This is a genomic window from Streptomyces sp. cmx-18-6, assembly GCF_046548915.1.
Lineage (GTDB): Bacteria > Actinomycetota > Actinomycetes > Streptomycetales > Streptomycetaceae > Streptomyces.
On record NZ_JAEBEP010000011.1, the window covers coordinates 57,484 to 84,041 of the forward strand.

The 26,558-nt window shown below is 72.0% G+C and carries 22 protein-coding genes; 12 read left to right on the forward strand and 10 right to left on the reverse strand.

The window, feature by feature from the left end; genetic code table 11:
- Positions 1-66: 66 nt before the first annotated feature.
- Entirely contained in the window at positions 67-609 is a 543-nt protein-coding gene (locus ACLJPL_RS24425) for an NUDIX hydrolase (protein ID WP_411083064.1), read from the reverse strand.
- A gap of 391 nt (positions 610-1,000) precedes the next feature.
- Here ACLJPL_RS24425 and ACLJPL_RS24430 point away from each other — a divergent pair, with 391 nt between their 5' ends.
- Positions 1,001-3,016, forward strand: a complete 2,016-nt coding sequence (locus ACLJPL_RS24430) for a serine hydrolase domain-containing protein (RefSeq protein WP_411083065.1) — start codon at positions 1,001-1,003, stop codon at positions 3,014-3,016.
- A 105-nt stretch (positions 3,017-3,121) separates the two neighbouring features.
- On the opposite strand, the gene ACLJPL_RS24435 is transcribed toward ACLJPL_RS24430, so the two are convergent.
- The 3 genes from ACLJPL_RS24435 to ACLJPL_RS24445 form a co-directional block, all read right to left on the reverse strand.
- Positions 3,122-4,135, reverse strand: a complete 1,014-nt coding sequence (locus ACLJPL_RS24435; RefSeq protein WP_411083066.1) for a hypothetical protein — start codon at positions 4,133-4,135, stop codon at positions 3,122-3,124.
- Positions 4,132-5,292: a hypothetical protein gene (locus tag ACLJPL_RS24440; protein WP_411083067.1), complete on the reverse strand. Its 1,161-nt coding sequence runs from the start codon at positions 5,290-5,292 to the stop codon at positions 4,132-4,134. Before ACLJPL_RS24440 ends, ACLJPL_RS24435 begins: the two co-directional genes overlap by 4 nt.
- A 122-nt stretch (positions 5,293-5,414) precedes the next feature.
- On the reverse strand, positions 5,415-6,662 hold the full coding sequence (locus ACLJPL_RS24445) for a hypothetical protein (protein ID WP_411083068.1): 1,248 nt from the start codon (positions 6,660-6,662) through the stop codon (positions 5,415-5,417).
- A gap of 385 nt (positions 6,663-7,047) precedes the next feature.
- Between ACLJPL_RS24445 and ACLJPL_RS24450 the strand changes: the two genes are divergently transcribed.
- Together ACLJPL_RS24450 and ACLJPL_RS24455 are read left to right on the forward strand one after the other, a co-directional pair.
- On the forward strand, positions 7,048-7,485 hold the full coding sequence (locus ACLJPL_RS24450) for an NfeD family protein (RefSeq protein WP_411083069.1): 438 nt from the start codon (positions 7,048-7,050) through the stop codon (positions 7,483-7,485).
- Positions 7,486-7,556: 71 nt separating this feature from the next.
- A complete protein-coding gene (locus ACLJPL_RS24455; RefSeq protein WP_411083070.1) occupies positions 7,557-8,642 on the forward strand; it encodes an SPFH domain-containing protein in 1,086 nt (361 codons plus the stop codon).
- Between the two features lie 151 nt (positions 8,643-8,793).
- On the opposite strand, the gene ACLJPL_RS24460 is transcribed toward ACLJPL_RS24455, so the two are convergent.
- Positions 8,794-9,354, reverse strand: a complete 561-nt coding sequence (locus ACLJPL_RS24460) for a hypothetical protein (RefSeq protein ID WP_411083071.1) — start codon at positions 9,352-9,354, stop codon at positions 8,794-8,796.
- Complete coding sequence (locus ACLJPL_RS24465) at positions 9,351-10,001, reverse strand: TetR/AcrR family transcriptional regulator (protein ID WP_411083072.1); 651 nt, start codon at positions 9,999-10,001, stop codon at positions 9,351-9,353. The genes ACLJPL_RS24460 and ACLJPL_RS24465 overlap by 4 nt, the downstream gene beginning before the upstream one ends.
- Before the next feature lie 294 nt (positions 10,002-10,295).
- On the opposite strand from ACLJPL_RS24465, the gene ACLJPL_RS24470 reads away from it, so the two are divergent.
- Together ACLJPL_RS24470 and ACLJPL_RS24475 are read left to right on the forward strand one after the other, a co-directional pair.
- Positions 10,296-10,874: a hypothetical protein gene (locus ACLJPL_RS24470; protein WP_411083073.1), complete on the forward strand. Its 579-nt coding sequence runs from the start codon at positions 10,296-10,298 to the stop codon at positions 10,872-10,874.
- A gap of 101 nt (positions 10,875-10,975) precedes the next feature.
- A complete protein-coding gene (locus tag ACLJPL_RS24475; RefSeq protein ID WP_411083074.1) occupies positions 10,976-11,482 on the forward strand; it encodes a levansucrase in 507 nt (168 codons plus the stop codon).
- 119 nt (positions 11,483-11,601) lie between these two features.
- Here ACLJPL_RS24475 and ACLJPL_RS24480 read toward each other — a convergent pair whose 3' ends face one another.
- Entirely contained in the window at positions 11,602-14,262 is a 2,661-nt protein-coding gene (locus tag ACLJPL_RS24480; RefSeq protein WP_411083075.1) for a glycosyl hydrolase family 65 protein, read from the reverse strand.
- 191 nt (positions 14,263-14,453) lie between these two features.
- Positions 14,454-15,671, reverse strand: a complete 1,218-nt coding sequence (locus tag ACLJPL_RS24485) for an erythromycin esterase family protein (protein WP_411083076.1) — start codon at positions 15,669-15,671, stop codon at positions 14,454-14,456.
- A 69-nt stretch (positions 15,672-15,740) separates the two neighbouring features.
- On the opposite strand from ACLJPL_RS24485, the gene ACLJPL_RS24490 reads away from it, so the two are divergent.
- Complete coding sequence (locus ACLJPL_RS24490) at positions 15,741-16,505, forward strand: TioE family transcriptional regulator (RefSeq protein ID WP_411083077.1); 765 nt, start codon at positions 15,741-15,743, stop codon at positions 16,503-16,505.
- Positions 16,506-16,934: 429 nt separating this feature from the next.
- Entirely contained in the window at positions 16,935-18,530 is a 1,596-nt protein-coding gene (locus ACLJPL_RS24495) for a S8 family peptidase (protein ID WP_411083078.1), read from the forward strand.
- A 173-nt stretch (positions 18,531-18,703) separates the two neighbouring features.
- On the opposite strand, the gene ACLJPL_RS24500 is transcribed toward ACLJPL_RS24495, so the two are convergent.
- Positions 18,704-20,113, reverse strand: coding sequence for a glycoside hydrolase family 18 protein (locus ACLJPL_RS24500; protein WP_411083079.1), 1,410 nt, complete (start codon positions 20,111-20,113; stop codon positions 18,704-18,706).
- A 322-nt stretch (positions 20,114-20,435) separates the two neighbouring features.
- Between ACLJPL_RS24500 and ACLJPL_RS24505 the strand changes: the two genes are divergently transcribed.
- The 5 genes from ACLJPL_RS24505 (at position 20,436) to ACLJPL_RS24525 (ending at position 25,740) form a co-directional block, all read left to right on the forward strand.
- Positions 20,436-21,188: a GntR family transcriptional regulator gene (locus ACLJPL_RS24505; protein ID WP_411083080.1), complete on the forward strand. Its 753-nt coding sequence runs from the start codon at positions 20,436-20,438 to the stop codon at positions 21,186-21,188.
- A gap of 235 nt (positions 21,189-21,423) precedes the next feature.
- Complete coding sequence (locus ACLJPL_RS24510; protein ID WP_411083081.1) at positions 21,424-21,624, forward strand: SPOR domain-containing protein; 201 nt, start codon at positions 21,424-21,426, stop codon at positions 21,622-21,624.
- 169 nt (positions 21,625-21,793) lie between these two features.
- Complete coding sequence (locus ACLJPL_RS24515; RefSeq protein ID WP_411083265.1) at positions 21,794-22,198, forward strand: NUDIX hydrolase; 405 nt, start codon at positions 21,794-21,796, stop codon at positions 22,196-22,198.
- A 136-nt stretch (positions 22,199-22,334) separates the two neighbouring features.
- The gene (locus tag ACLJPL_RS24520; RefSeq protein WP_411083082.1) at positions 22,335-22,829 is read left to right on the forward strand and encodes an ATP-binding protein; all 495 of its coding nucleotides are present in this window, start codon (positions 22,335-22,337) and stop codon (positions 22,827-22,829) included.
- A gap of 193 nt (positions 22,830-23,022) precedes the next feature.
- Entirely contained in the window at positions 23,023-25,740 is a 2,718-nt protein-coding gene (locus ACLJPL_RS24525) for a SpoIIE family protein phosphatase (protein WP_411083266.1), read from the forward strand.
- Between the two features lie 39 nt (positions 25,741-25,779).
- Here the strand turns inward: ACLJPL_RS24525 and ACLJPL_RS24530 are convergent, their stop codons facing one another.
- Positions 25,780-26,502, reverse strand: a complete 723-nt coding sequence (locus ACLJPL_RS24530; protein ID WP_411083083.1) for a PspA/IM30 family protein — start codon at positions 26,500-26,502, stop codon at positions 25,780-25,782.
- Between the last annotated feature and the right edge of the window lie 56 nt (positions 26,503-26,558).

Below are 26,558 nucleotides of genomic sequence, written 5' to 3' on the forward strand. Positions count from 1 at the left end.
GTCTCCCTGTGCTGGACGGGAGCCGAACGGGGCGTCTTGCAGTTCCCGTCAGCGGGGGCGGGGTGCTCAGACGCCCCCCTCGGGGCTGACGTCCAGCAGCAGTGCCATCACGCCGACCAGCGTGGCGCTGCTGACGATCTCCCGCCGGGCGATCATCCCGGCGATCCGGGACAGCGGGATCCACTCCAGCCGGTCCGACTCGTTGCGTTCGGTCGGTTCGCCGATCCGCACCGCGTCGTCCGTGCGGAAGACGAAGTGGCGGGCGTCGGTGATGCCGGCCGCCGGCTCCGCGTACGCCAACTCCCGCAGCGTCCCGGGCCGCCATCCGGTCTCCTCCTCCAACTCCCGTGCGGCGGCCCGCTCGGAGCCCTCGCCGTCCTCGACCAGGCCCATGGGCAGCTCCCACGCCCAGGTGTCCGTGACGAAGCGGTGCCGCCACATCATCAGGACCCGGCGCTCCGCGTCGACCGCCGCCGTCACGGCGACGTCCCGCAGCCTCACCACGTGGTAGTCGCCCCGGGTTCCGTCAGGCCGCTCGACGTCCAGCGAGCGCAGGCCAACCCACGGGGTGTCGTACAGGCCGTGTTCACCGTGGACCGTCCACCGCATGCCGTTCGCCTCTCGTTCGCAGGTCAGGTCAGGTCAGTCAGGTCAGTCAGGTCGGGTCAGGTCGGGTCGGGGCAGGCGTCGTACGGCTGGTCGGTCAGTTCCTGCCGGACCAGCCATAAACCGTCCAGCCGGGGTGCCGCCAGCGTACGCGTCACCGTCCAGACAAGAGGATGGGCGACGGTGGGGCCGGCTGTTCCTGCGAGGTCGTGACCTGTACCTGCGCCGTTGTGACGGGATCCTGTCCTTTCGTCTGCGGCCGGGTTCGGGAGCCCGAGGCCGCCTCGGCGGCGGGCGCTGGGCTTTCGTTCCCGGTGGCATGGTGTACCTAGGCCCCCCATGGACGCCGCTCAAGGCCCTGGGCTGAGTCCTGCGTACGGGATTGACTCGGGGCATGACCAATCGACAGCGCCCGCGCCGCCCCCTCCTCGCGCTCCAGGCGCTCCTGCTGACCCTGCTCGTGATGCTCGGCGGCGGGATGGCGCAGGCCGCCGGACCGGCGCAGGCCGCCGGACCGGCGCAGGCCGCCGGACCGGGGCAGGCCGCCGCGCCGGGGCGGGACGTCGCTCTTCGGCCCCCGGCGCAGAAGGGGGATTCGGCGCAGAAGGGGGCCCTGGCGGGGGCGCTCGACGCTCTCGTACGGGAGCAGCTCGCCGATCACCGCATCCCGGGCGCGGCCGTGGTGGTCGTGCAGGACGGGCGGCAGGTCTTCGCGAAGGGGTACGGGCTCGCGGACGTCGCCGCCGGCACGCCCGTGGACCCGGAGCGCACCGCGTTCTTCCTGGCCTCCGACGCCAAGCTGTTCACCGCGATCGCGGTGCTCCAGCAGGTCGAGCAGGGCCGGCTGGACCTCGGGGCCGACGTCAACCGGTACCTGAAGTCCTTCCAGGTGGCCGACACCTTTCCGGGACGCCCCGTGACCGTACGGGACCTCCTGACGCACACGGCGGGCTTCGACAACGCCATCATCGGGCGGGCCGCCGTCCGCCCCGAGGACGTGCGCCCGCTCGGCGAGAGCCTCGCGGAGCACCAGCCCCGCCGGGTGCGCCCGCCGGGCACGGTCGCCAGTTACGACAACTACGGGGTGGCGCTCGCCGGGCACCTGGTGGAGGCCGTCACGGGCACCCCGTTCGCCCGCTACGTGGACCGGTCGATCCTGCGGCCGCTGGGCATGCGGGGCACCAGCTTCGCCCAGCCGCACTCCCCGGACCTGGAGGCGCGGCTCGCACGCGGTCACCGGCCTGACGGGGAGGGGCAGTTGGCGCAGAACGGGCAGTACGGGGACTGGGGGCCGACCGGGGCGGGCGCGGTCAGCACGGCCGGTGACGTCGGGCGGCTGCTGCGCGCCCTGCTCGCTGACGGCAGCCCCGTGCTGGCTCCGGCCTCCCGATCCGCCCTGATCCAGCGGCAGTTCGGCAACGACGTACGCCTCCCCGGCCTCGGCTACATCCTGGAGGAGCGGGTCCGCAGCGGACAGCGGATGCTGGTCAAGGACGGCGATCTGCCCGGATTCCACGGCAACTTGGCCCTGCTGCCGGAACGCGGTGTGGGCGTGTACGTCGTCTACAACGGCGACGGCGAGGACGGCAGCGCCACCTGGGCCGGGCAGGAAGCGGTGAACCTGGTCGCCGACCACTTCGGCTCGGCCCGGCCCGCGGAGCGCTCCACGGCGCACGCCGCCGTCACCCCGTACGAGGGTGACTACCGGTCCACGCGCACCAGTTCGTCCGAGCTCACCAAGGCCGGCGCACTGACCGGCTCGGTCCGGGTGGACGCCGGAGCGGACGCCACCCTCATCACGACGGGCCCGCTGACGCGCGACCCGGACCCCGCCGCGCGGCACTGGGTGCAGCTGAGCCCGGGGCTCTTCCAGGAGAAGGGCGGCCAGGACCGCATCGCCTTCCGGGACGGCCGGCTCGTCGTCGCGTCGGACGCCTCCGTCGCGTACGAGCGGCTGCCCTGGTACCGGTCCCCGGCCCTGCACCAGTGGGCGCTGCTCGGCAGCCTGGCGTTCCTCGCCCTGACCGTGCTGGTGCTGACGGTGGCTACGCCGGTGGCCCTGCTGCGCCGACGTTCGCCCGGCTCGCCCGGCGGTGCGCGGGCCGCCAGGCTGCTGCTCTGGACGACCGGGGCGCTGATCACCGCCGCCACGGTGGGCTTCCTGGTCCTGTCCGCCGACTCCAACGCCCTCAACCGTACGGTGATGGTGGGCGATTCGGCGCTGCTGACGGCCGTACCGGCGCTGACCGCCGTCGCGCTCGCCACCACCTGCGCCATGGTGCTGTGCGCCGGGCTCGCCTGGCGTCGCCGCTGGTGGCGGCTGTCGGGCCGACTGCACTACACGGGCAGCGCGTTGGCCGCGCTGGTCTTCCTCGCGGTGTGCGCCGAGTACCGGCTCATCGGCTGGTAGCACGCAGCGCCGTACGCCCAAGGAGCCTGCCTGACAGCCTCCTTGGGCGTACGGTCGCCCGCTGGCCCGAAGCGCGGCGCGCCCGTACGGCCGTCGAAGCGCCCGTCAGGTCACGGGGCAGCCGTGCCGCTCCCCGGATGCGGTGGCGAAGGCCGCCAGCAGCCGTTTCCCGTCCTCGCCGCGCACCGTGCTCCGCACCCCCTTCTCGGCGTCCCGCATCGGGAGTTCCTCGAACTTGTAGTACGCCGTCCCCAGGGCGCCCTTGCAGGGGTGCGGCCGCATGATCGCACCCTTCACGCTGCCCGGGTAGCGGCCGTCCAGGTACATCTCCTGCTGCGCGGACGGCCCGTAGTAGGCGGTCAGGCGGACGTGGTGGCCCTTGGCCGGCAGTTCCAGGGTGCACTCCTCGGTGAGCGCTCGTCCGGCCGGCATCTCCGAAGCCGTCGTGAGCCCCAGCCGGGCCGCGTCCCGCGAGCTGACGACGTCGCGGCAGGTTCCCTTCGCCCGGGCGAAGGGGAGCGTTCGCCGCGGGGTGCGGTCGACGGTCGTGGGGCGCTGTCCGAGGGATCCCTCGCAGCCGAGGCGTGCCGCCGCCCGGCGCGCCGACTCGGTGGTGAACCGGGCCACTTGGAGTATCTGCTCGGCGGAGAGCTCCCTGACGTCCTCGGCCGCCTCCGTCAGGACGAGGAGGCCCTTGCCGGCCAGCGGAGCGCAGTCGACGAGCACCGCGGCCCTGGGCGTGTGGCCGGAGACGAACGAGCCGTTCCAGCCGAATCCGATCGGCGTCGAGTAGGTGTCCTCCGCCGCGCCGCTGGCACGGTGGGCCGCCGCCGGGCGGATCTTCAGTTCGAGCCGCACGCCACGGGATTCCCCGCCACGGGCCGACGCCGTGCAGTACTCGGTCTCGTGGCCCATCCAGTCCGAGGTGTGACCCTCGAAGCCCATCTCGGCCTCACCGAAGAACTTCCCGGCCTCCTCGACCGCCAGTGCTCCCCGGCAGGTGTCCTCGGGGACCCCCTTCGAGTCGCCGCCCCGCAGGCCGAACCCCCAGATCAGCCCGCCGGCCGCGAGCGCCAGGACGAGCGCTCCCCCTACCGCCCTGGCCCGTCGCCCGATCACGGCTGTCCCTTCTCGGGCCCGGTGGGCGCGGCCGGCGCGGAGCAGTGGTGGGCGGCGGCGGAGCGCTCGGCGAAGACCTTCAGCGCCGAGCGCGCGTACGCCCACTCGGCCTCCGACCTCTTGTCGTCGTCGCCGTGCGGCCGGGCCGTGAAGAACGCGGGTCCGCCGCCCCCGGGGCAGTCGGCGATGGTCCAGAGGCTGCCGCCGGGCAGCAGGCCCGAGCGCTCCCCGGACGCGATCGGATCGCGATCCCTGGAGGGCTCGATGTGGTGGTGCCGGGCGCCCTCCGCGTACGGGCCGTAGTGCGCGGCGAACTCATGGGTGGGGCGGCCTTCGACCCCGCCCAGCACGCATTTCTCGTACAGGGCGGTACTGCGCTCGCTCTCCCAGGCCCGGGTCACGCTCTTCCCCCGGGCGGGGATGCCGGCGCAGGTCCCCTCGGCGTCCGCCGGGGCCACGTACTCGTCCTCGTCCACCGGCAGGGGCACGGTCCTCAGCGCCTCGCCGAGGTCGGCGTCGCAGTTCCACCGGCGGGAGGCGTTGGCGGCCGTGTCGGTGGCTATGCGCGCGTACGCGGTGCGGCGCTCGGGGTTGTCGAGCGGTGTGTCGCCCGGGTATCCCCGCACGTCCACGGAGACGGTGACCAGCAGGTCGCCGCGGCCCGGGGCGCAGTCCAGCAGGACGGCGGTGGTGGCCTTGGCCTCACGGGAGGAGCCCGCGTCGAACACGCCGTTCCACCCCCGGCCGAGCGGAACGGGCGGCAGGCTGGACTGCACCATGGGGTAGAGGCTGTCGTACCGCAGGGCCTCGCGGTCGAGTGTCGGTACGCCGTTGACGCTGACGGTCACCGAACCGCTGCGGGTGTGCTTGCCGGTGTTCTCCCCGGTGCCCCGCTTGATGTCGCACGCCACCCGCAGTGAGGTCTTGGCGTCGTCGAGGCTTCCCTCGCTCGTGCCCTCGCCGGACTCGAGGTTGCGGTCGCCCAGGAGGGCGCGCATCCCGTCGACGGGGAGCACTCCCTCGCACGCGTTCGTGAGCAGCCGGCCGGACGACCAGCGGTCGTAGCCGCCGCTGAAATAGAAGATGCCGCCCGCGAGCACCGCCAGCGCGCCCAGCCCTGCGCCGGCGCGCAGCGCGTAGCGCTTCATCGGGGTCATCGGGGTCATAGGAGTGATGGGGGTCGCCGGGTTCTTCGGGTTCTTCGGGTTCGTCGGGTTCGTCGGGGGCTTCGGATCGGTCGGATCGGTCGGATCCGTCGGATCCGTAGGGGTTTTCGGCGTCATCGGGGCCATTCCTCCACCTCGCCCAGGATTTTCGTGCCGTGGCAGCGCGCACGCTGCGGCCAGCCGTCCGCGGCCGCGAGGTAGCGGTCCAGCGTGGCGCGCGCGTCCGTCGACAGCCTCTTGCGGACCTCGCCCTCGACCTTGATCTTCTTCTTCTCACCGGATTCGAACGCCGGGGTGAGGGCGATCCGGTGATAGCTCCGGCCGCCGTCGCAAACCGACTCGGCCCACAGGGCCAGCTTCGGCGAGGAGAACTCCGAGGTCTTGATCACCACGCTGCCGTCCGGGGCGGCGGGCGACGGTGCGCGCTGCCCGGGCGCGGTTCCGGCGCGGGCGTGCCGCTCGTACGCGCCCTGGGCGAACTCGCCCGACCAGCTCTCCGCCCGCATCCCCACGACGGGCAGGCCGGGAGGAGCGCCGTATCCGGTGATGTTGCCGTCGCAGTACCCGTACCGGCGGTTGTACGTGTCGTCGCCGGAGAACTCCCACGCGTCCGTGGCGAACTCCATCTCGACCGGGTCGATCCACGCGCACAGCTTCGTCGGCGTGGCGCCCGCGGCCGGGCGGGGCGAGGCGTCGGTACGGATCGGCTCGCGGCCGCAGTCCTGACGCTCGGTGACCCAGTTGGCGGCGGCCACGGCCGTGCGGGCGGCGAGCAGATGGTCGGCGGCGGGGACGTCGTAGGCTCCGTCCGACCGCGACGGCAGCTCCACCCGTACGCTGAGCGCCTTGGACGGGCCGCTGCGGCCGCGCAGCCCGCCGGGGCACTCCACCCGCAGCCGGGCGCTCACCCCACTGCTCTTGATCCGGTCGTCCCCCGACGTGGATCCGCTCACGCCGGGCGGAAGGGGCAGGGGGAAGTCGTCGACGGCACGGTCATCCGCGTCCTCCTTCTTGACCTGAGCCGTGACCAGGGCCTCCGCCCGGACCCGGACCTGGGTGTCGGGCTCCCACCGCCCCTCGCCCCAGAAGAGCGCGCAGTGCAGCAGCGCCCGGCTCTCCTGATCCGGATCGAGCATCGTGCCGTACTCCTCGAGGACTCCGGCCTCGTCGTCCGGCACGAAGTCCCGCAACTGCTCCTGGGGCAGCAACCCCGCACAGCCCCGGTCCAGTTGCTTCAGATTGTCGGCGCGCTGCTGCGCCCGGCCGGCCGAGAGCCACATCATGACCCCGGCGACGACGACAGCGAGCAGACCGCCCGCCATCGCATAGGGGAGCCAGGTGCGCCCCCGTATCCATCGCATCGCGTTGCCTTCCCCCGTTGGCCCGGTGGACCTTGGTGATCCAGTTGACCCGGTTGATCTGGTGGACCCCGGTGTTCCGGTTGATCCCCGTTGATTCCTGTTGACTCCCGTTGATCCCCCGTGGATCCGGCCGAGGGCGGTTCGGAAGTCGTTCGGGAAGGGTGTCACGCGTCCTTTCGGCGGTGGTCAGTGCCCCGGCGGCCCGATCATCGAACGCACCTTGATCGCCAACCTTGATCACCAACCTTGATCGTCAACCCTGATCACCGAGCCTGATCACCAAGCCTGCTCACCTGCCCCGATCACAATTCGCGTGTGATGTGCGGTTCTGTCCGCGTTACAGCGGGTACGTTGCTGTATAGGGCCCCTTGGGGAGGCTGATTCGATGCCGTGGTTCGCATGGTTGCTCGCCGCCGCGGCGCTCGGCGCCGCGGAATTCTTCACCCTGACGCTGGTCTTCGGCCTGCTGGCCGGCGCCGCACTGGTCACGGCCGTGGTGGCCGGTCTGGGCATCGGTGTGCTCGGACAGCTCGTGGCGTTCGGACTGGCGGCGGCAGCGGGGCTGCTCGTCGTGCGCCCCGTCGCCCTGCGGCAGCTGGCGCAGTCACCCGTGTCCCACGAGGGCAGCGACGCGCTGATCGGCAAGCGGGCCGAGGTCATGCAGGAGGTCACGGCCACACGCGGCCTGATCAAGGTCTCCGGAGAGGAATGGTCCGCTCGTGCTCTCGACGAGAGCCAGGTGATCCCGGTGGGGACGCTGGTGGACGTCATGGAGATCGAGGGCGCCACGGCTGTCGTGTATCCGCGTGAGCTGCTTCCGTGACGGGTGAACTCAACCGCACATCGTGAACGGCCGGACATCGTGAACGGCTGGACATCTGGCGAGGAGGGCTCATGGATCCGGTTGTCATCCCGATTCTCGTGGCGGCGATCGTCGTCGTGTTTCTCGTGGCCGCCACGGTGCGGATCGTTCCGCAGGCGCGCCGCTACAACATCGAGCGGTTCGGCCGGTATCGCCGGACGCTGCAACCCGGCCTGAACTTCGTCATGCCGGTGGCGGACCGGGTCAACACCAAACTCGACGTGCGCGAGCAGGTGTATTCGTCGGATCCCAAGCCGGTGATCACCGAGGACAACCTCGTGGTGAACATCGACACCGTGCTCTACTACCAGATCACCGATCCCCGGGCGGCCGCCTACGAGGTCGCTGACTATTTGCAGGCCATCGACCAGCTCACCGTGACCACCTTGCGGAACGTCATCGGCAGCATGGACCTGGAGGGGACGCTCACCTCGCGCGAGGAGATCAACGCCCGTCTGCGTACGGTCCTCGACGACGCGACCGGCAAGTGGGGCATCCGGGTCAACCGCGTCGAGATCAAGGCCATCGACCCGCCGAACACCATCAAAGAGGCGATGGAGAAGCAGATGCGGGCCGAGCGTGACAAGCGCGCGGCCATCCTGCACGCCGAAGGTGAGCGGCAGGCCAAGATCCTCACCGCGGAGGGCACGAAGCAGAAGGACATCCTGGAGGCGCAGGGCACGCAGCAGGCCACGATCCTGAGGGCGGACGGCGAGGCCAAGGCGGTGGAGCTGGTCTTCAAGTCCGTCCATCGCAACAACGCCGACCCGAAGGTCCTGGCGTACAAGTACCTGGAGACGCTCCCGCATCTGGCGAAGAGCGAGAACAACACGTTCTGGGTGATCCCGGGCGAGCTGACCGAGGCGGTGCGCACCGTGACCAGTGCGTTCGGCGACCAGTCGACGACGGGTCCTCCCCCGACCGCGCGACGCGAGGAAGAACCCGCCGCCGGGGCACCGGACGAGCGTGGCGCTCCGGAGATCGAGGCGGACTCGACGCTCGCGCTGGACGCTGTCGCGGCCGCCGACGAGGCCGCGAAGCAGGCCGCGGTCGCCGTGAGCGACGCGAAGGCCGAGGCCGAGGCGGCGGGGGAGACCCAGCGGCCGGGCCGGGCGTAGCCGTCCGGCGGCTCAGCGAGCGAGGACGTCCGACGCATCGACGAGCGAGGACATCCGGCGGACCGAGCCGCAGGACGGCGGCCGAGTCGGCAGGACGGCGGCTGAGCCGACGACGGCGGGGCAAGCGCTCAGGAGATCCGCGCCCGCCCCCTCACCGCGCCGCGTCCTCCGGGAGCAGGTGGGCCAGCAGCAGCTTGATCACGAGTACGGGCGCGAACCACGCCAACTCCTGCGGCACGGTCAGCGAGGTCGTCACGGCGGCGATGACCAGTGCGGATACGGCGAAAGCCACGGGCCGCCGCAGGTCGGAGGGGACGGCCAGGGTGACCGCCGCCCCAACCAGCGTGAGTACGTAGACGACACCGGCGGGGCCCCAGCCGAACCCGGGAACGAGCAGGGCCAGGGCGAACGGCTGCACATGGGCGGCCACGAACGCGAAGTGGTGCCGTGAGGTGCGCCCGGGCCGGTGGAACCGGCGCTTGGCGGACCGGGTGGCGTTGACCACCGTGCCGCCGAACAGGTCGAAGGCCACCACGGCGACCACGACCAGCGGCAGCCACGCGTAGTGCGAGCGCAGAGCGAGGGCCACGGCGAACACGGCGCCGCCCGCCGCGGCCGCGTAACAGACGATCCGCTCGCCCCGTTCGGCCTCCGGGGCCACCAACCGCGCGTCCAGCCACCGCCCCGCCGCCGTCGACCCCGAAGTCCTCATGCCCCCTCCCCGCGCCGCAGGCCCTCGACGCACATCTCGACGAGCGGGGCGGTCAGCTCCGCGATCGGCAGCGCGGGATCCACGATCCACTGGAGAACGCAGCCCTCGATGGCCCCGACGACGACCGCCGCATGCCCCTCGCCCACCCCGGAACGCAGGATTCCCTGGGCCTCGGCCTCGGCGAGCAGCTCCGCGACGACCGCGCGGTACTCGCGGTACACACCCGGGACGTCCAGCACGGAGGCGGTCACCGCAGGGGCGCTCACCGCCGATGCGTCGTCCACGGCCGCAGCGCCCTCCCCCCGTCCGGCGGCCCACAGGTCGACGAGGATCCGGGCGAGGTCCGGTTCGGCCACCACCAGGTCCACCACCGACCGCACCAGCCGGGCGAGCCGCTCCAGCCCGTCCCCCGTACCGGCGCGCGCCTGCTGGATCACCGTCCGCGAACCCGCCGCGTACGCCTCGAAGGCCGCCGCGAGCAAAGCGTCCCGGCTGTCGAAGGAGAGGTAGACGCTGCCTTTGGCGATGCCCGCCTCAGCGGCGATGTCGTCCACCCGGGTCGCGGCGAAGCCCTGCCGGGCGAAGACCCGCACGGCGGCCTTCAGGATCATGTCCCGGCGGGCCGCCGAGTCGACTTTCTTGGCCATGTCACCAGCCTCTCGTTGTATGACTGACTGGTCAGTCATTTTAGCGCACCTTTTCCGCCTGTGCGGAGCCACCGCCGGCGAGTCCTTGCTCGCACCCTGAACGGCCTTGAGCGGTACGTTCGTTGGTGCAGCCGATCCCGCCCCCCCCCGGGAGCCTCCGGGTGGCAAACTGTTCGAGTGGCGTACCGCCTCACTCAATCGAGCCGACGACATCTGGAGAGTTGGTGGCGCGCCATGTGGCGTTCAACCGCTGAGCGGCGTGCTGAGCGGCGTACCGCGCAGTCCGCGCCTTCCGTGCCTTCCGCGCAGTCCGAGCCTTCCGCATCGTCCGACCCGGTGCGCCGGGTGCTCCGCCTCGGTGCGCTGAGCGCGGCCGTGCTGTGCGCGGCGGGGCTGCTCTCCGCATGCGCCGGGGAGCAGAAGAAGGCGGACCTGGCGGAACAGGACCGTTTCCTCCGGCAGTACGTGGCCCTGCTCAACGAGTCGGACGAGGACGGTCTCGCCGGTCTCCTCGACGACCACCCGCACGGCAAGGACGACGCCCGCGCCCGGATCGGGGCGTACGGCGGTCAGAAGTGGGACGTCACCTGGAGCCGCACCTCCGACTTCGCGAACGTCTGGCAGGTCCGGCTGACGGGAACCGCCGGGGCCGCCGGAACAGCCGGAGCGAAAGGAGCCCCCGCATCCGCCGGAGCGAAGGGAGCCCCCGCATCCGCCGGGACGAAAGGAACCCCCGCATCCGCCGGAGCCGGGAGCCGTCCCGTCGAGGTTGTGGAGACCGTGAGTTGGGAGGGTGAGCACTGGCTGCTGACCCCCTTGGACGGCGTGGTCCCCCGGCCGTCCGACGCGGCGGACACGACACCGCCGCAGTAAGGCGCATCGGGCCCGCGCTGCCGGGGAAGCGCGGGCTTCGCCGCACGTCGGGCCCCGACTCGCGGGATAGACCGGCCTCGGGATGGCCGAGAATGCCGTACATGAGCGAAGAGTCGATACGTACGTACCTGGGTTCGGTCGAGCGGCAGCTCGCCGCCGACGGCTGTCAGCCGCGATGGGATCAACTGGGCGGGGCGCCTGTGCTGGTCGGGCGGCGGGCCGACTTCAGGATGCGGTGGATGGCCACCAAGCTGCACCTGTTCACCGTCGCCGCCGCCGTTCCCGAGATCACCGTGCCGGTCGTCGAGGACTTCACCTCGCGGGTCCTGACGTACGCCAAGGAGAACAAGGGCGGGCTGCCCGTGGGCATGCAGACCGGGGTGGCCGCCTTCCCCGTGCTCGTCAGCGACCGGGTGGACCCGGCGGCCATGGCCTGGGCCGAGGAGAAACAGCGCAACCGCTTCGCCTACTTCGCCCGGCCCGTCGTCGTCGACACCACGCACCGTTACGTGGGTTTCTACAGCGGCACACCGATGGTGGGGGCGGCCTACGCCTCCCATCTGGTCGACAAGGCGAACCTCTACTTCCGGGCCGCCGACGTGGGATGACAAGTCCGGGCCGTCCGGCCTCGGGATGACCGCCCGCCGCTTGCCCGCCCCCTCGGCCGACCCGCTCGCTACCCCGCCGCTTGCCCGCCCCCCGGGCCGACCCCCTCCCTACCCCGCCGCTACCGCCCCGCCTCCACCCGCAGCTCCGCGATCCCCGCCGGCTTCTCCGGGGCCTGGGAGCGGACCGTCACCCGGACCTTGCGTGCCGTGTCGCCCGCCAGGTGCGGGCGCCAGAAGCGGCCGTCCACGGAGGTCTCCACGGTGTGCGAGGCCGGGGCGACATCGCTCCAGCGCGGGGTCACCTCCGTGATCCGCAGGGGGTGGCGGCCCAGGTCCACGGTCAGGGACCCCGTCGCGCCGTCCGGGGACCAGGACGTGGCCGGGCTGCCGTCCACCGCCGCCTCCGCGTAGAGGCCGGGCGACTGGGAGGTGGCCGTCACCGGGCGGCAGCGGGCCGCGTCGGACGTCGGGGTCAGGTCGGGGCGGCGGGTGGGGAGGGTGAGAGCGGAGGTCAGGCGGCGCGGGCCATCCGTCGTGTGGACGGTGAACGGCGTGCCCGACGTCAGGCGGACCGTGCTCGTCCGTTCGCCGATCTCGACGTCGTACGTCGCGTCCCGGAAGCGCAGGCCCTTCAGCGTGACGCCCTCACGCAGTTGGGGCGGCAGCAGCGGGTCCAGGCGGACGCCGTCCTCGCGGAGCCTGAGCCCCGTCAGGCCGTGCGTGAAGACCTGGAGGAACCCGCCCTTGCCGGTCAGGAAGTCCTCGGCGGGGAACCCGGACAAGGGGTCCTCCGCGCCGGACTTCTCGCCGCGCGCCTCGGAGAACAGGTCGTACGGGCCGCGCAGGAACGGCCGTACCGCGCGCTGGAGATACGTGTACGTCGAGCAGCCCGGCTCCCCGATCGCCGCCGCGTCGATCGCGTGCACCGAGTCCGTCATCGCGGGGCCGTCCGGGTCGGTGCGGGCGGCGTAGTAGTCGAGGGTCGCGGCGGCCGCGCCGGGCTCCATCGGCCACTCCAGGGGGTACATCAGCAGGACGGTGTCCGCCTGCTTGATCGTCGAGCCGTTGTAACCGGCGTACTGGAGGAAGACCTTGCGCTCCGCGTCGTACGGGATGCGGAGCCCGTCCGCCACCCGGTCCCACTCGGCGGGCGGGCGGTGGCCGAGGAGGCGGGCGGCGCGGGTCGCGTTGCGCAGGGCGGTGGCGGCGACCGCGTTGGTGAAGACGGCGTCGTCGACCCCGTTGCTGTACTCGTCGGGGCCCGCCACGTTCTTGATGGAGTAGCTGCCGTCCGCGTTCGCCGTGGCGCGCGACCGCCAGAAGTCCGCGATGCCCTTCAGCAGCGGCCAGCCCCGTTCCGCCAGCCAGTCGCGGTCGCCGGTGGCCAGGTAGTACTGCCGGACGGCGAGCGAGACATCGCCCTGGAGGTGGTTCTGGGTCAGGCAGTGCGGCGGGTCCCAGCTCTGGCACTCGGAGTCCATACGGCCCCGGCTCGCGCTGGTCCACGGGTAGAACAGGCCCTGGTGGCCGTACTTCTCGGCGTTCGCGCGGGCCGCGTCCCGGGTGCGGTAGCGGTACTCGACGACCGAGCGCGCCAGGTCCGGGCGGGTGGCCAGCAGCCCGGGGAACATCCACGTCTCGGCGTCCCAGAACACCATCCCCGCGTAGTTGTCGCTGGTCAGACCGGCGGGGGCGATGCTGTCGGAGGACCCGCGCCGGGTGTTCGCCAGCAGCCCGTACTGGGCCGAGCGCAGCCACCGCTGGAGCTCCGGGCGGCCGGGGACCAGGACGTCGGCGGACCACGCCTCGCGCCAGGCCGCCTCGTTCGCCGCGAAGATCCGGTCCCAGCCGCGCCGGGCGGCGCGGTGGGCGGCCTCGTGGGCGTCCTCGGAGGGCGTACGGGAGGTGAGGGCGGTGTCGACGCCGACGTACTTCTCGAACGTGTACGTCCTCCCCTCGCGCACCGGCGTCGGCTTCGGGGCCGTACGCGACTCGGGGCGCAGCGTCTCCACGACCCCCGAACCGCGCCGCATCGTCTGCGCCACGGCCCCCTCCACGCCGGTCCCGAGCGTCCTGAACGTGCCGTCCTCGCGCAGCGTGATCCGGCGTGCGCCCCGCTCGTCCAGCCGGCCGGTGACCGTCGCCGTACCGCTCCAGCGCGGTGTCATCCGCAGGCGTACGGCTCCGGTGTGGACGTCGGAACGGTCGGCCAGGACGTCGTACGCGAGGTCGGTGGCCCGGCCGTCCCCGGTCGTCCAGCGCAGCGAGGTGCGGACCAGGCCGCAGCTGAGGAAGACCGTCTGCCGGTAGTGCGAGATCCGTCCGGCGGGCGTGTCCGCGCCGAACTTCTCCTCGCCGACGCCCACTTCGACGGTGGTCCAGCTCGGCAGCGCGGCGATCACCTCGCGGCCCTCGGAGACCGCCTTGTCCCGGGCGTAGAGCCCGGAGACGAACGCGCCGTCGTAGCGGGGGGTGTAGAGCGGCCAGCCCGTCTTCTCGCCGGTGGCCGCGTAGCCGGAGCCGGCGGAGGGGACGCGGTGGCCGAGATAGCCGTTCCCGACGTACGGGTCGTAGCCCTCGGCCTCCCCGAAGCGGGTGGAGGTCGGGGCCCAGGAGGTCCCGGGCGCGCCCTGGCCGTCCTCCCGGCCGCAGGCGGGGACGGCGGGGGACGACGGCGGCGGCGTCGGGGTGGCGGCGGCCGCGTGGGGGAGGGGCGGCAGCGGTGCGATCAGGGCGACCGCGACCAGGGGTGCGAGGACGGAGATACGCGAGAGGCTCACGGTACGAAGGTAGGGAGGCGGCCGCACGGGCGGACGGCACGGCACGCCCGCCCCGGAAACCTGGCGTGAACGCGCCCGCCGGATGGAGCAGGCACTCGCGGGTACGGCGCGCCCGCCCCGGAAACGCGGCGTGGACGCGCCCGCCGGATGGAGCAGGCGTCTGCCCCCTCACCTCCGGGGCGTCTGCCCCCTCACCTCCGCGCCAGGTCCTTGACGAACACCAGCCCGTCCGCATCCGCCAGATGCGCCGGGTCCAGGCCGAAGTATCCGAAGTACGGGGAGGCGCGGGGAGTCGGGAGCACCTCGCCCAGCGCGGCGGCCAGGCGGCGCGGGTCGACCAGGCAGCGGTCCTCGGGCAGCGCGTACAGGAGCCCCTCCACGGTCTCCGGCGGCGGCGCGTCCACCCCGTGGTGCCGGATCGTGCCGAGGGCCGTGGCGACGAAGGCGTAATCCGCCCCCAGACGGGCGCTCACGAGCGAGCCGGCGCTCCACCACTCCAGCCGCTCGCCGCCCATCCGCAGCGAACTCCTCTCCCGCTGGAGGTGGCTGTTGTGGGCGAAGGCCAGGACCGGGCCGCGTGCGGCGAGGGCGAGGAGGTTGTCGGCCATCATCCGGTCCCGCACGCCCATCAGCCGTGTCATGCGGGCCGGTGAGGTGTCGGCCATCCAGTGGTGGTAGCGCAGCAGACCGCCGGCGGTGCGGGCGTACAGCCGCGCCCGGTCCCCGTCCTCCCACGAGGCGACGGCGATCAGGTGGGGTGTGTGCTCGTCGAGCAGTGAGGCCAAGTCATCGGCCAGCAAACGGAGTTCCGCCGCCTCCGCCGACCGGCCGAAGGACCGGGACGGGTCCGTCATCGCGGCGGGGTCGGTCCACCGCTCGTCGGCGCCGAGGAGCCGGTCGAGCGTTTCCGCCGTGCAGGGGAGCAGGCCGTCCGCGTCCAGCAGGGTCGCGAGGCGGTCGTGCAGCGCGGTGAGCGCCGGGCGGGGGCTCGCGGGGCCGGTGATCTCCAACGGGCCGCCGTCGAAACCGGCGAAGCGGAGGTGCTCGGAGGCGGGGCGGTCGGTGTTGTACTCCCTTGCCCAGCGCACGAGTTCGCGGTTGGCGGCGGATGCGCCGAGCGCATGGCTGAATCCGTGCGCCATGGCCCCGTCGAGCGTGCCCGGGCCCCCGGTGACGTAGTCGTCCACGAGCAGGGCCGCCAGGCAGTCGCTCTCGATCGCGATGGTCCGGTATCCCTCCTCCTCGACGAGGTTCCGGAAGAGTTCGTTGCGTACGTCGAGGAGCGTGTCCTCGCCGTGGGTGGGCTCGCCCAGGGCGAGCAGTCGGGGGCGGGCCGGGAGGAGCTTCATGACGGCGGCGGCTTCGAGGGCATGGGTGGTCTGCGCGATATGCGTGATGTCCGGGGCCATGGATTCAACGGTATCGTTGAACTTTCGGTGGAGACTTGCACTCGACGGCACCTGGATTCTGGGGTTGAGGTGACGGAAAAGCTTCAAAGCGGGGTACGGCTCCGCCCGGTCGATCTGGCCCGTCCGCACGGCCTGTCCACGCAGGCCGTCCGGAACTACGAGGAGGCCGGCGTCCTCCCGGCCGCCGAGCGCACGGAGAGCGGCTACCGCTCCTACACCCCGCTCCACGCGTGCGCCCTGGGCGCGTTCCTCGCCCTGGTGCCCGGCCACGGCCACCGGACGGCGTCGGGCATCATGCGGGCCGTGAACCGGGGTTCGGTGGACGAGGCGTTCCACCTCGTCGACGAGAGCCATGCCCAACTCCTGGACGACCGGCGGACCTTGCGAGCGGTGGAGAGCGCGCTGCGCGATCTGGGGCCGGACGCGACGGCGCCGGGGCCTGCCGGAAGGGCTGCCCCGGCCTTCATCGGCCCCCTGGCGGACCGGCTCGGCATCCGGCCCGCCACCCTGCGCAAGTGGGAGCGCGCCGGAGTGCTGCGCCCGGGCCGGGACCCGCTGACCGGGTACCGCGTGTACGACGAGGCCGACGTGCGGGACGCCCTGCTGGCACACCAACTCCGGCGCGGCGGCTACCTGCTGGAGCAGATCGCCCCGCTGATCGACCAGGTCCGGGCGGCCGGCGGGCTGGAACCGCTGGAGGCGGCCCTGCGTGACTGGCACGGCCGGATCGCCGCCCGCGGTCGCGCGATGCTGTCCGGAGCCGCCGAACTGGACGCCTATCTCAGGCAGTCGGGGACCCCGCCGAGGCGATCGGAAGCATCCGGCACCTCCTGACCGGGCGCGTCCGGCCGCGGACCTCTTCGTAACACCGAGATGAATTGGCCTGCCCGCGAAGGGCGTTCGGGCCGGTCCCCGGAGCGGGTGGGAAGCCGTGTCCCCAAAGCCCCCGGGCAGGCCCGACCGCACCAGGTCAGGGTGGAAGTGGCGGGCGGGGTTCCGTCCACGCGAACGTGATGATCTGTCACGTTCGCCGGTGCGTCAGGCATATGGCAGGTGAATGGCGCGCGTATGGCGTGGCCCAAGGCACCCTTGTGGGTTTGCCATGGATCGGTCAATCTTTCGCTGGCAGCAGGGCATGCCGGTCACGGACGACGCAGAAAGCGTGGCGTTCGGACGGTCGATTTGTCATGCCCCTGTCTGGAGTCTCGCGCGGCTCCGGCACCACCCCCCACCAGCGCACCGCCTATGAGGAGGACCCCTCACATGTCAGTGATGCGTCACACCCCCCATGCACGTCGAAGACTCGCCGCGGCGACCGTGATAGCCACCGCAGCCGCCGTCGCCCTCGCCACCGCCGCCCTTCCGGCGACCGCGGCCGAGCGCGCACCCGAAGGCGTGATTCAGAACGCGGGCGCTCCGGGCGCCGTCAGCGACAGCTACATCGTGACCCTGAAGGACTCGGCCGCGAAGTCCGACTCCGCGCAGGGCAAGGCCCTCGCGAAGAAGTACGGCGCGACCATCGAGCGGGTCTACCGCTCGGCCCTCAACGGCTACGCGGTCGAGGCCACCGCCGCGGAGGCGAAGAGGTTCGCCGCCGACCCGGCCGTCGCGTCCGTCTCGCAGAACCGCACCTTCACGGTCTCCGCCACCCAGACCAACCCGCCCTCCTGGGGTCTGGACCGGATCGACCAGCGCAACCTCCCGCTGGACCAGCGCTACACCTACCCGGACAAGGCGGGCGAGGGCGTCACCGCCTACGTCATCGACACCGGGGTGCGGATCAGCCACAGCGACTTCGGCGGCCGGGCCTTCAACGGCTACGACGCCATCGACAACGACAACGTCTCGCAGGACGGCCACGGCCACGGCACGCACGTGGCGGGCACCGTCGCGGGCAGCGCCCACGGCGTCGCCAAGAAGGCGAAGATCGTCGGCGTCCGGGTGCTGAACAACCAGGGCTCGGGCACCACCGCGCAGGTCGTCGCGGGCATCGACTGGGTGACGGCCAACGCCGTCAAGCCCGCCGTCGCCAACATGAGCCTCGGCGGCGGCGCGGACTCGGTGCTCGACGCCGCCGTGCGCCGGTCCATCGCGGCCGGCATCACCTACGCCGTCGCGGCGGGCAACGAGTCGACCGACGCCTCCACCAAGTCCCCGGCGCGCGTCGCCGAGGCCATCACGGTGGGCTCGACGACCAACACCGACGCCCGCTCCAGCTTCTCCAACTACGGCTCGATCGTGGACGTCTTCGCGCCCGGTTCCTCGATCACCTCGACGTGGAACACCAGCGACAGCGCCACGAACACCATCTCCGGTACGTCGATGGCCAGCCCGCACGTCGCCGGCGCGGCCGCCATCTACCTCGCCGACAACCCGAGCTCGACCCCCGCCCAGGTCTCCGCCGGTCTCGTCGCGGCCTCCACCCCCGGGGTCGTCACCAACCCGGGCAGCGGCTCGCCCAACCGCCTCCTGTACGTGGGCGCGGGCGGCACCACCCCGCCGGACCCGGACCCGGGCAAGAAGTTCGAGAACACCACCGGGTACCCGATCAACGACAACTCCACCGTCGAGTCCCCGGTCACCGTCACCGGGATCACCGGCAACGCCCCGTCCGCGCTGAAGGTCCCGGTCAACATCTCGCACACCTACATCGGTGACCTGCGGATCGACCTGGTCGCGCCCAACGGCACGGTCTTCAACCTGAAGGCGTACGGCTCCGGCGGCAGCAGCGACAACGTGGTGACCACGTACACGGTCAACGCGTCCTCCGTCGTCGCCAACGGCGCCTGGAAGCTCCGGGTCAGCGACAACGCCCGCTTCGACACCGGGCGGATCAACAGCTGGGGCCTGCACTTCTGACCCGGCCCTGATCCGACCGGACCTGATCCGACCTGATCCGGCCTGATCCGACCGGACCTCACCGGAACGGCCCGGATCGGACGGCAGCAGCACGGAGACAAGCACACAAGCACACAAGCGACAAGAGGCTGGGGCGGTCGCCACACGCGACCGCCCCAGCCCCCGTGCTCCGTCTACCGCCGGTTGAGCCCGCGGTCGACCGCGGTGACCAGCTCGCCGTTCTCCGTGTCCCCGTCCAGCGACCAGAACATCGCGCCGCCCAGGCCCTTGTCACGGATGTACGTGGTCTTGGCGCGCAGCACCTGCGGGTCGTCGTACGTCCACAGCGTGGTCCCGTCGAACAGCCACGCGTGGCCGTTCTTCACGTCCCGGTGCACCGTGAACGCGCCCGACGCGGCCAGCTTCTTCAGGACCTTGTAGTCCTCGTAGCCGTTCGCCCAGGTGGCCGGAGCAGGGCCGGTGGCCGGCTGGCCGAGGCCCTTGCCGCCGCCGCTCACCCCGGTCCAGCCCTGGCCGTACGTCGGCATGCCCACCACGAGCTTGTGCTTGGGGGCGCCGCGCCGGACCCAGTCCCGCACGGTCTGGTCCACGCTGAAGTCGTTCTTCGCGTACAGCGCCGACTGCTGGGCCGTCTTCTTCTCGCCCGACACGTGGTAGTCGTAGCCCTGGAGGTTGACGAAGTCGAAGTCCTTCATGAGGCGCTTCACGTCGAAGCCCGCGTCGATCGCCTTCGGGTTGGCCGGGACGTAGGCCGACAGGTCGTAGTGCTTGGGCTTCGGCTTGTGGTGCCCGTGGCCCTTGCCCTTGCCCTTGCCCGTCGCGGCCTTGGCCCGGCTCTTCGCGTACGCGTCGAGCTGGGTGCGGAACTCGCTGATCAGGGCGGTGAAGTTCTTCTTGTCCTCCGGACGGAAGACCGTGCCCTCGTTGGCCGCCGAGCCGGGCCACTCCCAGTCGACGTCGATGCCGTCGAAGACGCCGGCCGCCGCGCCCTTGCCGCCGCGCACCCCGTCCACCGGCAGGTCGCCCTTGATGTACAGGTCGATGCAGGAGGCGACGAGCGCCTTGCGGGAGGCCGCGGTGCGCACCGAGTCGGAGAAGTGGGTGGACCAGCTCCAGCCGCCGAGCGAGATCATGACCTTGAGGCCGGGGTTCTTGGCCTTCAGCTTGCGGAGCTGGTTGAAGTTGCCCGCGAGCGGCTGGGTGTCGGTGTCGGCGACGCCGTCCACCGAGTTCGCCGCGTCGAGCGGGCGGGCGTAGTCCGCCCAGGCGTCGGCCTGGCCGGCGATGTTGCCGGTGAAGCACTTGCCCTCGGCGCTGACGTTTCCGAAGGCGTAGTTGATGTGGGTCAGCTTGGCCGCGGACCCGCTGGTCTGGAGATCGTTGACCTGGAAGTCGCGCCCGTAGACGCCCCATTGGGTGAAGTAGCCGATGTTCTTGTAGGCGGGGCGGTGGTGGCCCTTGGAGCGGTCGCCGCTGGTGCTCTGGCCGCGGTCCGGGCCGGCCACGGCGGCCGGAGCGGCACTCGCCAGCAGGGCGAAGGTGACGCCGGCGATGGTCAGTCGGGACAGGTTTCTTCGGGGCATGAGGCTCGTTCCTGTGCGTGATCCGGTGCGGAAGGGGGATGCGGAGCCGTGCTGTGCACAGGAAGGTATTGGTCTGGACCAAAAACGGTCAAGGGTCGGGGAGTTGCGGGTCTCCGGGGCGGTGTCGATCAGGGGGATTCGGGGCAGGTTCGGGGGCGGGTGCGGGGCGGGGAATGGCCGGTAGGCGCTCTGGCGCTCATGGTCGATCCATGCATGATCCACCCCGTTGTCATCACATTGAGTGAAACTCTGGCCCATGCTTGCGGTGTACAACCCACGGTTGTCAGGCTGTCGCAGACTGTCAACCTGTTGGGAGTGGCCTGTGACTTTCGGTGAGCAGCCCGCCTATCTGCGCGTGGCGAGCGATCTGCGGGAGAAGATCGTGAACGGCGCGCTGCCGCCCCATACCCGCCTGCCGTCGCAGGCCCGCATCCGGGAGGAGTACGGAGTCTCGGACACCGTCGCCCTGGAGGCGCGCAAGGTCCTGATGGCCGAGGGGCTGGTCGAGGGCCGCTCCGGATCCGGTACGTACGTGCGCGAGCGCCCCGTCCCCCGTCTGATCGCCCGCTCCGGCTACCGGCCCACGAGCGGGGCCAGCCCGTTCCGGCAGGAGCAGACGGCGGACGGCGTGCGCGGGACCTGGGAGTCGCGCAGCGAGCAGGAGGAGGCCGGTCCGGAGATCGCCGAGCGGCTGGGCATCGAGCCGGGCGACCGGGTGATGCGCACGCACTACGTGTTCCGGGAGGCGGGCGAACCGATCATGCTCTCCACCTCCTGGGAGCCCCTCGCTGTCACCGGGCGTACGCCGGTGATGCTCCCGGAGGAAGGACCGCTGGGCGGCAGCGGGGTGGTCGACCGCATGGCGGCCATCGACGTCGTCGTGGACAACGTGGCGGAGGAGGTCGGCGCGCGCCCGGGGCTGGCGGAGGAGCTCCTTGCGCTCGGCGGGGTGCCGGGCCACGTGGTCATCGTGATCGGGCGGACGTATTACGCCTCGGGCCTGGCCGTCGAGACGGCCGACGTGGTGGTGCCGGCCGACCGCTACCGGATCGCCTATCACCTGCCCGTCAGGTGAGTTGACCCCTCGTCGGGTCGCGCGGGAACGGCGGCGCGGCGAGGGCGGGCGGACGCCGGAAGGGGGCGCATCCTGTGGATGCGCCCCCTTCGTGATGGCTGGATGCGTATCTCTTTGTGTAAAGACGCCTGCGCTGAGTGAAGGTCAGGCGTAGGCTCGGGCATATGCGTACTGCGGTTTCCCGGTTATCCATAGAGACGTGCACGCCGGTGACGAGAGTGGGAAGAGGGGCGACATGCGGGGGAGCGACACGATGAGCGACAGCGGTGCCGTGCTCCCGTGGCTGGTCATACGGCAGGACGACAGCGGAAACCGCTATCGCGTCGGCAGATACGCCACCCAGGCCGAGGCGCAGAAGGTCGCGGACGGCCTCGACGACCGCAAGCACCACCAGGTGTACCGGGTGGAGCGCCTGAGCCAGGGCGGCCGGCCCTGAGGGCCTGAGCCGCACCCGCCTCCGGCCCTGAGGGCTTGAGCCGCACCCGCTCTCCCCGTGCCCGGCACCCTGACCCGCGCCCTCCGCGCCCAGGGCCCCGTCGCGCACGCGGTAGGGTCCCGCCCGTCCGGTGACGAGAAGGCCGGGCGCGGCGAGCGAGGGCGGAGCGGTGATGTCGGTGCTGATCGACACGGTGGCGTGGGTGCGGATCGAGGACGGCAGGATCCTCTGCGCGCGCCCCCGGGGCAAGGACGTCTTCTACATCCCCGGCGGCAAGCGCGAGGGTGCGGAGACCGATCTGGAGACCCTCCTGCGCGAGGTGGAGGAGGAGCTGACGGTCGGCCTGATCCCGGAGACGGTCGTCCACGCCGGGACGTACGAGGCGCACGCCCATGGGGGCACGGACGCCCCCCTCGTACGCATGAGCTGCTACTACGCCGATTATCGCGGGACGCTGGCCGCGAGCAGCGAGATCGAGGAGACGGCGTGGTTCTCCTTCGCCGACCGGCCACTCGTGCCGCCGGTGGACCAACTGCTTTTCGACGACCTCAACGCGGCGGGCGAGCTGACCTGACGGGCCCGCCGGCGCTCGGCCCCCGTACGCCGTCTGCACCAAACGACCCCTTGTGCGGTAGTCGGAGATAAATGGTGGGTATGGGACGTTTAGTCCCCATTTTCCTGTGGGGTGCGCCCGTGGTCGTCCCTGGGAAGTGATCGGCGTGATCGATACCGAAGGCGACTGCGCCGAGTGGACCTTCCCCGCCCAACCGGGTTCCGTGCGCGGGGCCCGGCACGCCGTCCGTGACGTCCTGCACTCCTGGGGGCTGGACGCGGCGGTCGGGGACCTGACCGTTCTGCTGGTCAGCGAGCTGGTCACCAACTCCCTGCGGTACGCCTCCGGCCCCATCGGCGTACGCCTGGAGAGGTCGCGTCCGGATGCCTCGGGCAACGGGGCCGGTGAGCTCACGGGGGACTTCTCCACGGATCTCCGGATCGGCGCCCGCCCGCCCACCCCGCCCGCCGCCCCCGGGCTGCTGGTGGAAGTCTCCGATCCGCTTCCGGATCCACCCACCGAACGCAGTGCGGGACCCGACGACGAGGGCGGCCGGGGATTGCAGCTCGTGGCCTGTTCCGCACGCCGTTGGGGGACTCGTCGCGGAAAAAGCGGCAAGACGGTGTGGTTCGAGCTCGCTCTCCCTGGTTAGGAGTGGGGAGGGACGCACAGCGATCACCAGAGGTCGGGCAGGACCTGGCTGAAAGGGACTGAGACCTTGCTGTGATCGTGAACGCCGTGTCGGTCGGGGCCGTAGTGCTGAATACTGCGGGCAGGACCGGTCCGGTGTGTGAGCTGGAGGGGACGGTCGCGTGAGCGAAATACCTGGGACAACGGGCGACGTCGTGTGGCAGAGCAGTCCGCCCGGCTCGATCTACGACTACATCAGAGTCGCCTCTTTCTCGATCGGCCCGGACGGCCTGATCGAGCAGTGGAGCCGCCGGGCCGCCGGTCTCTTCGGCATGACCGCACAGCAGGCGATCGGCCGGGACCCGGTGGAGGCGTTCATGCCCGCCGAGCTGCGCTCGGACGGTCACCGGCGGGTCGGGGAGATCCTGGACGGCAAGGAGTGGACGGGCCTCGTCCCGTTCCGGATGCCGGCCGAGGCAGGGAACCCGGGCCAGGGCGAGGGCGGGATTCCGGGCCAGAACCAGGCAGGGAGCCAGGGCCAGGCCGGGATCCAGAGCCAGGCAGGGAGCCAGGGCCAGGCCGGGATTCCGGTCCAGGCCGGGAACAGGGGCAGGGCTCCCGGTGAAGGCCGTGCGCACGGGCTCGCCGAGGTCTATGTGATGCCCAGTCTGACGGCGGCCGGAGAGCGGGGCGCGCTCTGTATCGTCGTGGACGTCCGGGCGTTGCGGCAGATCGAGACGGACCTCGCCGCCTCGCAGGCCATATTCGGCCAATCTCCCTTCGGCTTCGTGCTGTTCGGCACGGACTTCACCGTCGTCCGGGCCAACCAGCGCTTCGCCACGGTCTTCGGCGGCGCGGCCGCCGAGCACCGGGGCCGCACGGTCGACGACTACCTGCCCCGCCCCGAGGCCGACCGGCTCTCCGCCACGCTGAAACGCGTCCTGGAGACCGGCGAGTCCGTCACCGACCTCCAACTGGTCGGCCCCACCCCGGGCGAGACGGGCCGCCGCCACTGGTCCATGAACCTCTACCGGGTGCACAGCGGCTCCGGCCGCCCGATCGGCGTCGCCGGACTCGCCACCGACGTCACCCGCCGCCACATCGCCGCCCGCGAGGCGGCCAGCGCCCGCCGGAACCTCGCCCTCCTCAACGAGGCCAGCGCCCGCATCGGCAACTCCCTGGACCTGGAGACCACCGCCCGCGAACTCCTCGACGTCGCCGTGCCCGGCTTCTGCGACCTGGCCGCCGTCGACCTCTACCAAGGGCTCCTCACCGGCGAGGAGGCCGCACCCGGCTCCTGGGCCCCGGCCCACCGCGAGTCCGCCGGCGGTTCGGCGGAGCTGCGCCGGGTCGCCCACGCCAGCGCCGTGGCCGACGCCCTGCCCACCGCCGTGGCGGGCAGCGGCGCACCCGGCCCGGACGACCTGCCGCCCGCACTCGGCTCGGTGCACCGCTTCCCGTTCGGCTCGCCCTGCGCGGCGGCCCTGCGCTCGGGCCAGGTCGAGGCGGTCCCCGGCGACGACATGGGGTTCGTGCAGTCGACGCTGGCCGTGCCGATGGTCGCCCACGACACCGTCGTCGGCCTCGTCCAGTTCTCCCGTACGAAGGGGAGCGAGCCGTTCGGGGAGCGGGACCGGGTGCTCGCCACCGAACTGGCCGCCCGCGCCGCCGTCTGCATCGACAACGCCCGCCTCTACCGCCGCGAACACGAACGCGCCCTGATCCTCCAGCGCAGCCTGCTGCCCCCCGGCGACCCCGAGGCCGCCGGACTGGACATCGCCTGCCGCTACCTCCCCGGCAACACCGCCACCGAGGTCGGCGGCGACTGGTTCGACGTCATCGAACTGCCCGGACACCGCACCGCCCTGGTCGTCGGCGACGTCATGGGCCGGGGCCTGCGCGCCGCCGTGGCGATGGGCGAACTGCGCACCGCCGTGCGGACCCTGGCCCTCCTCGACCTGGAACCCGCCGAAGTGCTCTCCGCCCTCGACGAGGTCGCGCGCGGCCTCGGCTCCCCGGGCGGCGGCGAGCGCAGCAACGGCCTCGGCGGCAGCGGGGGAGCCCAGTGGCCCTCCCGCGCCGCGCAGAAGTCCCGCGAGGCGGACCTCTCCGAGGTGTACCTCGCCACCTGCGTGTACGCGGTCTACGACCCGGTCACCCGACGCTGTACGTTCGCCAACGCCGGCCACCTCCCCCCGGCGCTGGTCGAGCCCGGCATGCCCGCCCGGCTCATCGACGTACCGCCGGGAATGCCGCTGGGCGTCGGCGGCGAACCGTTCGAGGAGGTGGAGGTGGAGCTCGCGGAGAACGCCCTGCTCACCCTCTACACCGACGGGCTCGTGGAGTCCCGCGACCAGCCGCTGGACGAGGGCCTGGACGCGTTGCGCTCGGTGCTGACCGGACCGCAGATGGCCCTGGAGGACGCCTGCGACTTCGTCCTCTCCACGCTCGACACCCGGCACGGCGAGGACGACATCGCGCTGCTGATGGCCCGCATCCAGGGGCTGCCCCCGGAGGCGGTCGGGGACTGGCGGCTGCCGCGCGAACCCCGCTCGGTGGGCCGCGCCCGCGAGCTGGCCCGCTCCCAGCTCATGGCCTGGGACCTCGACGACCTGGTCGACACCACCGAACTGCTCGTCAGCGAGCTGGTCACCAACGCCCTGCGGTACGGCGAGGGCGAGATCCGGCTCCGGCTGCTGCGCGACCGCACCCTGGTCTGCGAGGTGTGGGACGCCGGACTCGTCCAGCCGCGCCGCCGCCGGGCCCGCGACACCGACGAGGGCGGGCGCGGGCTGCAACTGGTCGGCCTGCTCAGCGCGGCGTGGGGCTCGCGCCGCACCCCGCGCGGCAAGACGGTCTGGTTCGAACTGACCCTGCCGGACGGGGCCCCGGCCGCCGAACTCTCGGTGGAGCAGCTGCTGAGCATGTACTGAGGCCCGTGCCCTGAACGCGTCCTGAGTTCGCCTTCGCGGTCAAGGGCGTGACGCGTTCGCCTTCAGGGCCGCCAGCCGCGCCTCCACCTCCGCGCTCGCCCCCAGGCTGTCCAGCTGCTCGAACTGCGCGTCCAGCGAGGAGGCGGCCAGCTCCTGCTTGCCCAGCGCCCGCGCCTCCTCGCGCCGCACCTTGTCCTCGAAACGGCTCAGCTCGCTCGTGGGGTCGAGGACGTCGATGTTCTTCACCGCGTCCATCATCCGGTTCTGCGCCCGCGCCGACGTGGCGCGCGCCACCAGCTCGTCCCGCTTCGCCGTCAGCTCGGACAGCTTGGCCTTCATCTGGTCCAGGCCCGTCCTCAGCTTGGCCACCACCTCGGTCTGCGCGGCGATCGTCGGCTCGGCCGTCCGCGCCTCCTGCTCCGACTGGAGCTGGCGGCCCAGCGCCACCTTGGCCAGGTTGTCGAACGTGTCGGCCTCCGCGCCCGACCCCGCACCGCGCAGCTCGTCGGCCTTCCGGCTCGCCGCCAGCGCCTTGCCGCCCCACTCGGCCGCCGCCGCCACGTCCTCCTTGTGGTCCTGCTCCATCAGCCGCAGGTTGCCGATGGTGGCGGCGACCGCCTGTTCGGCCTCCGCGATGTTGCCGGTGTAGTCGCGGATCAACTGGTCCAGCATCTTCTGCGGGTCCTCCGCCTGGTCGAGCAGGGCGTTGATGTTGGCCTTCGCCAACTGGGTGACGCGGCCCAGGACGGTCTGCTTGGTCATGGCACGGCTCCTTGGAATGCGCGATGGGTTGTACGGGGTCGGCTACGGGTCGCCCG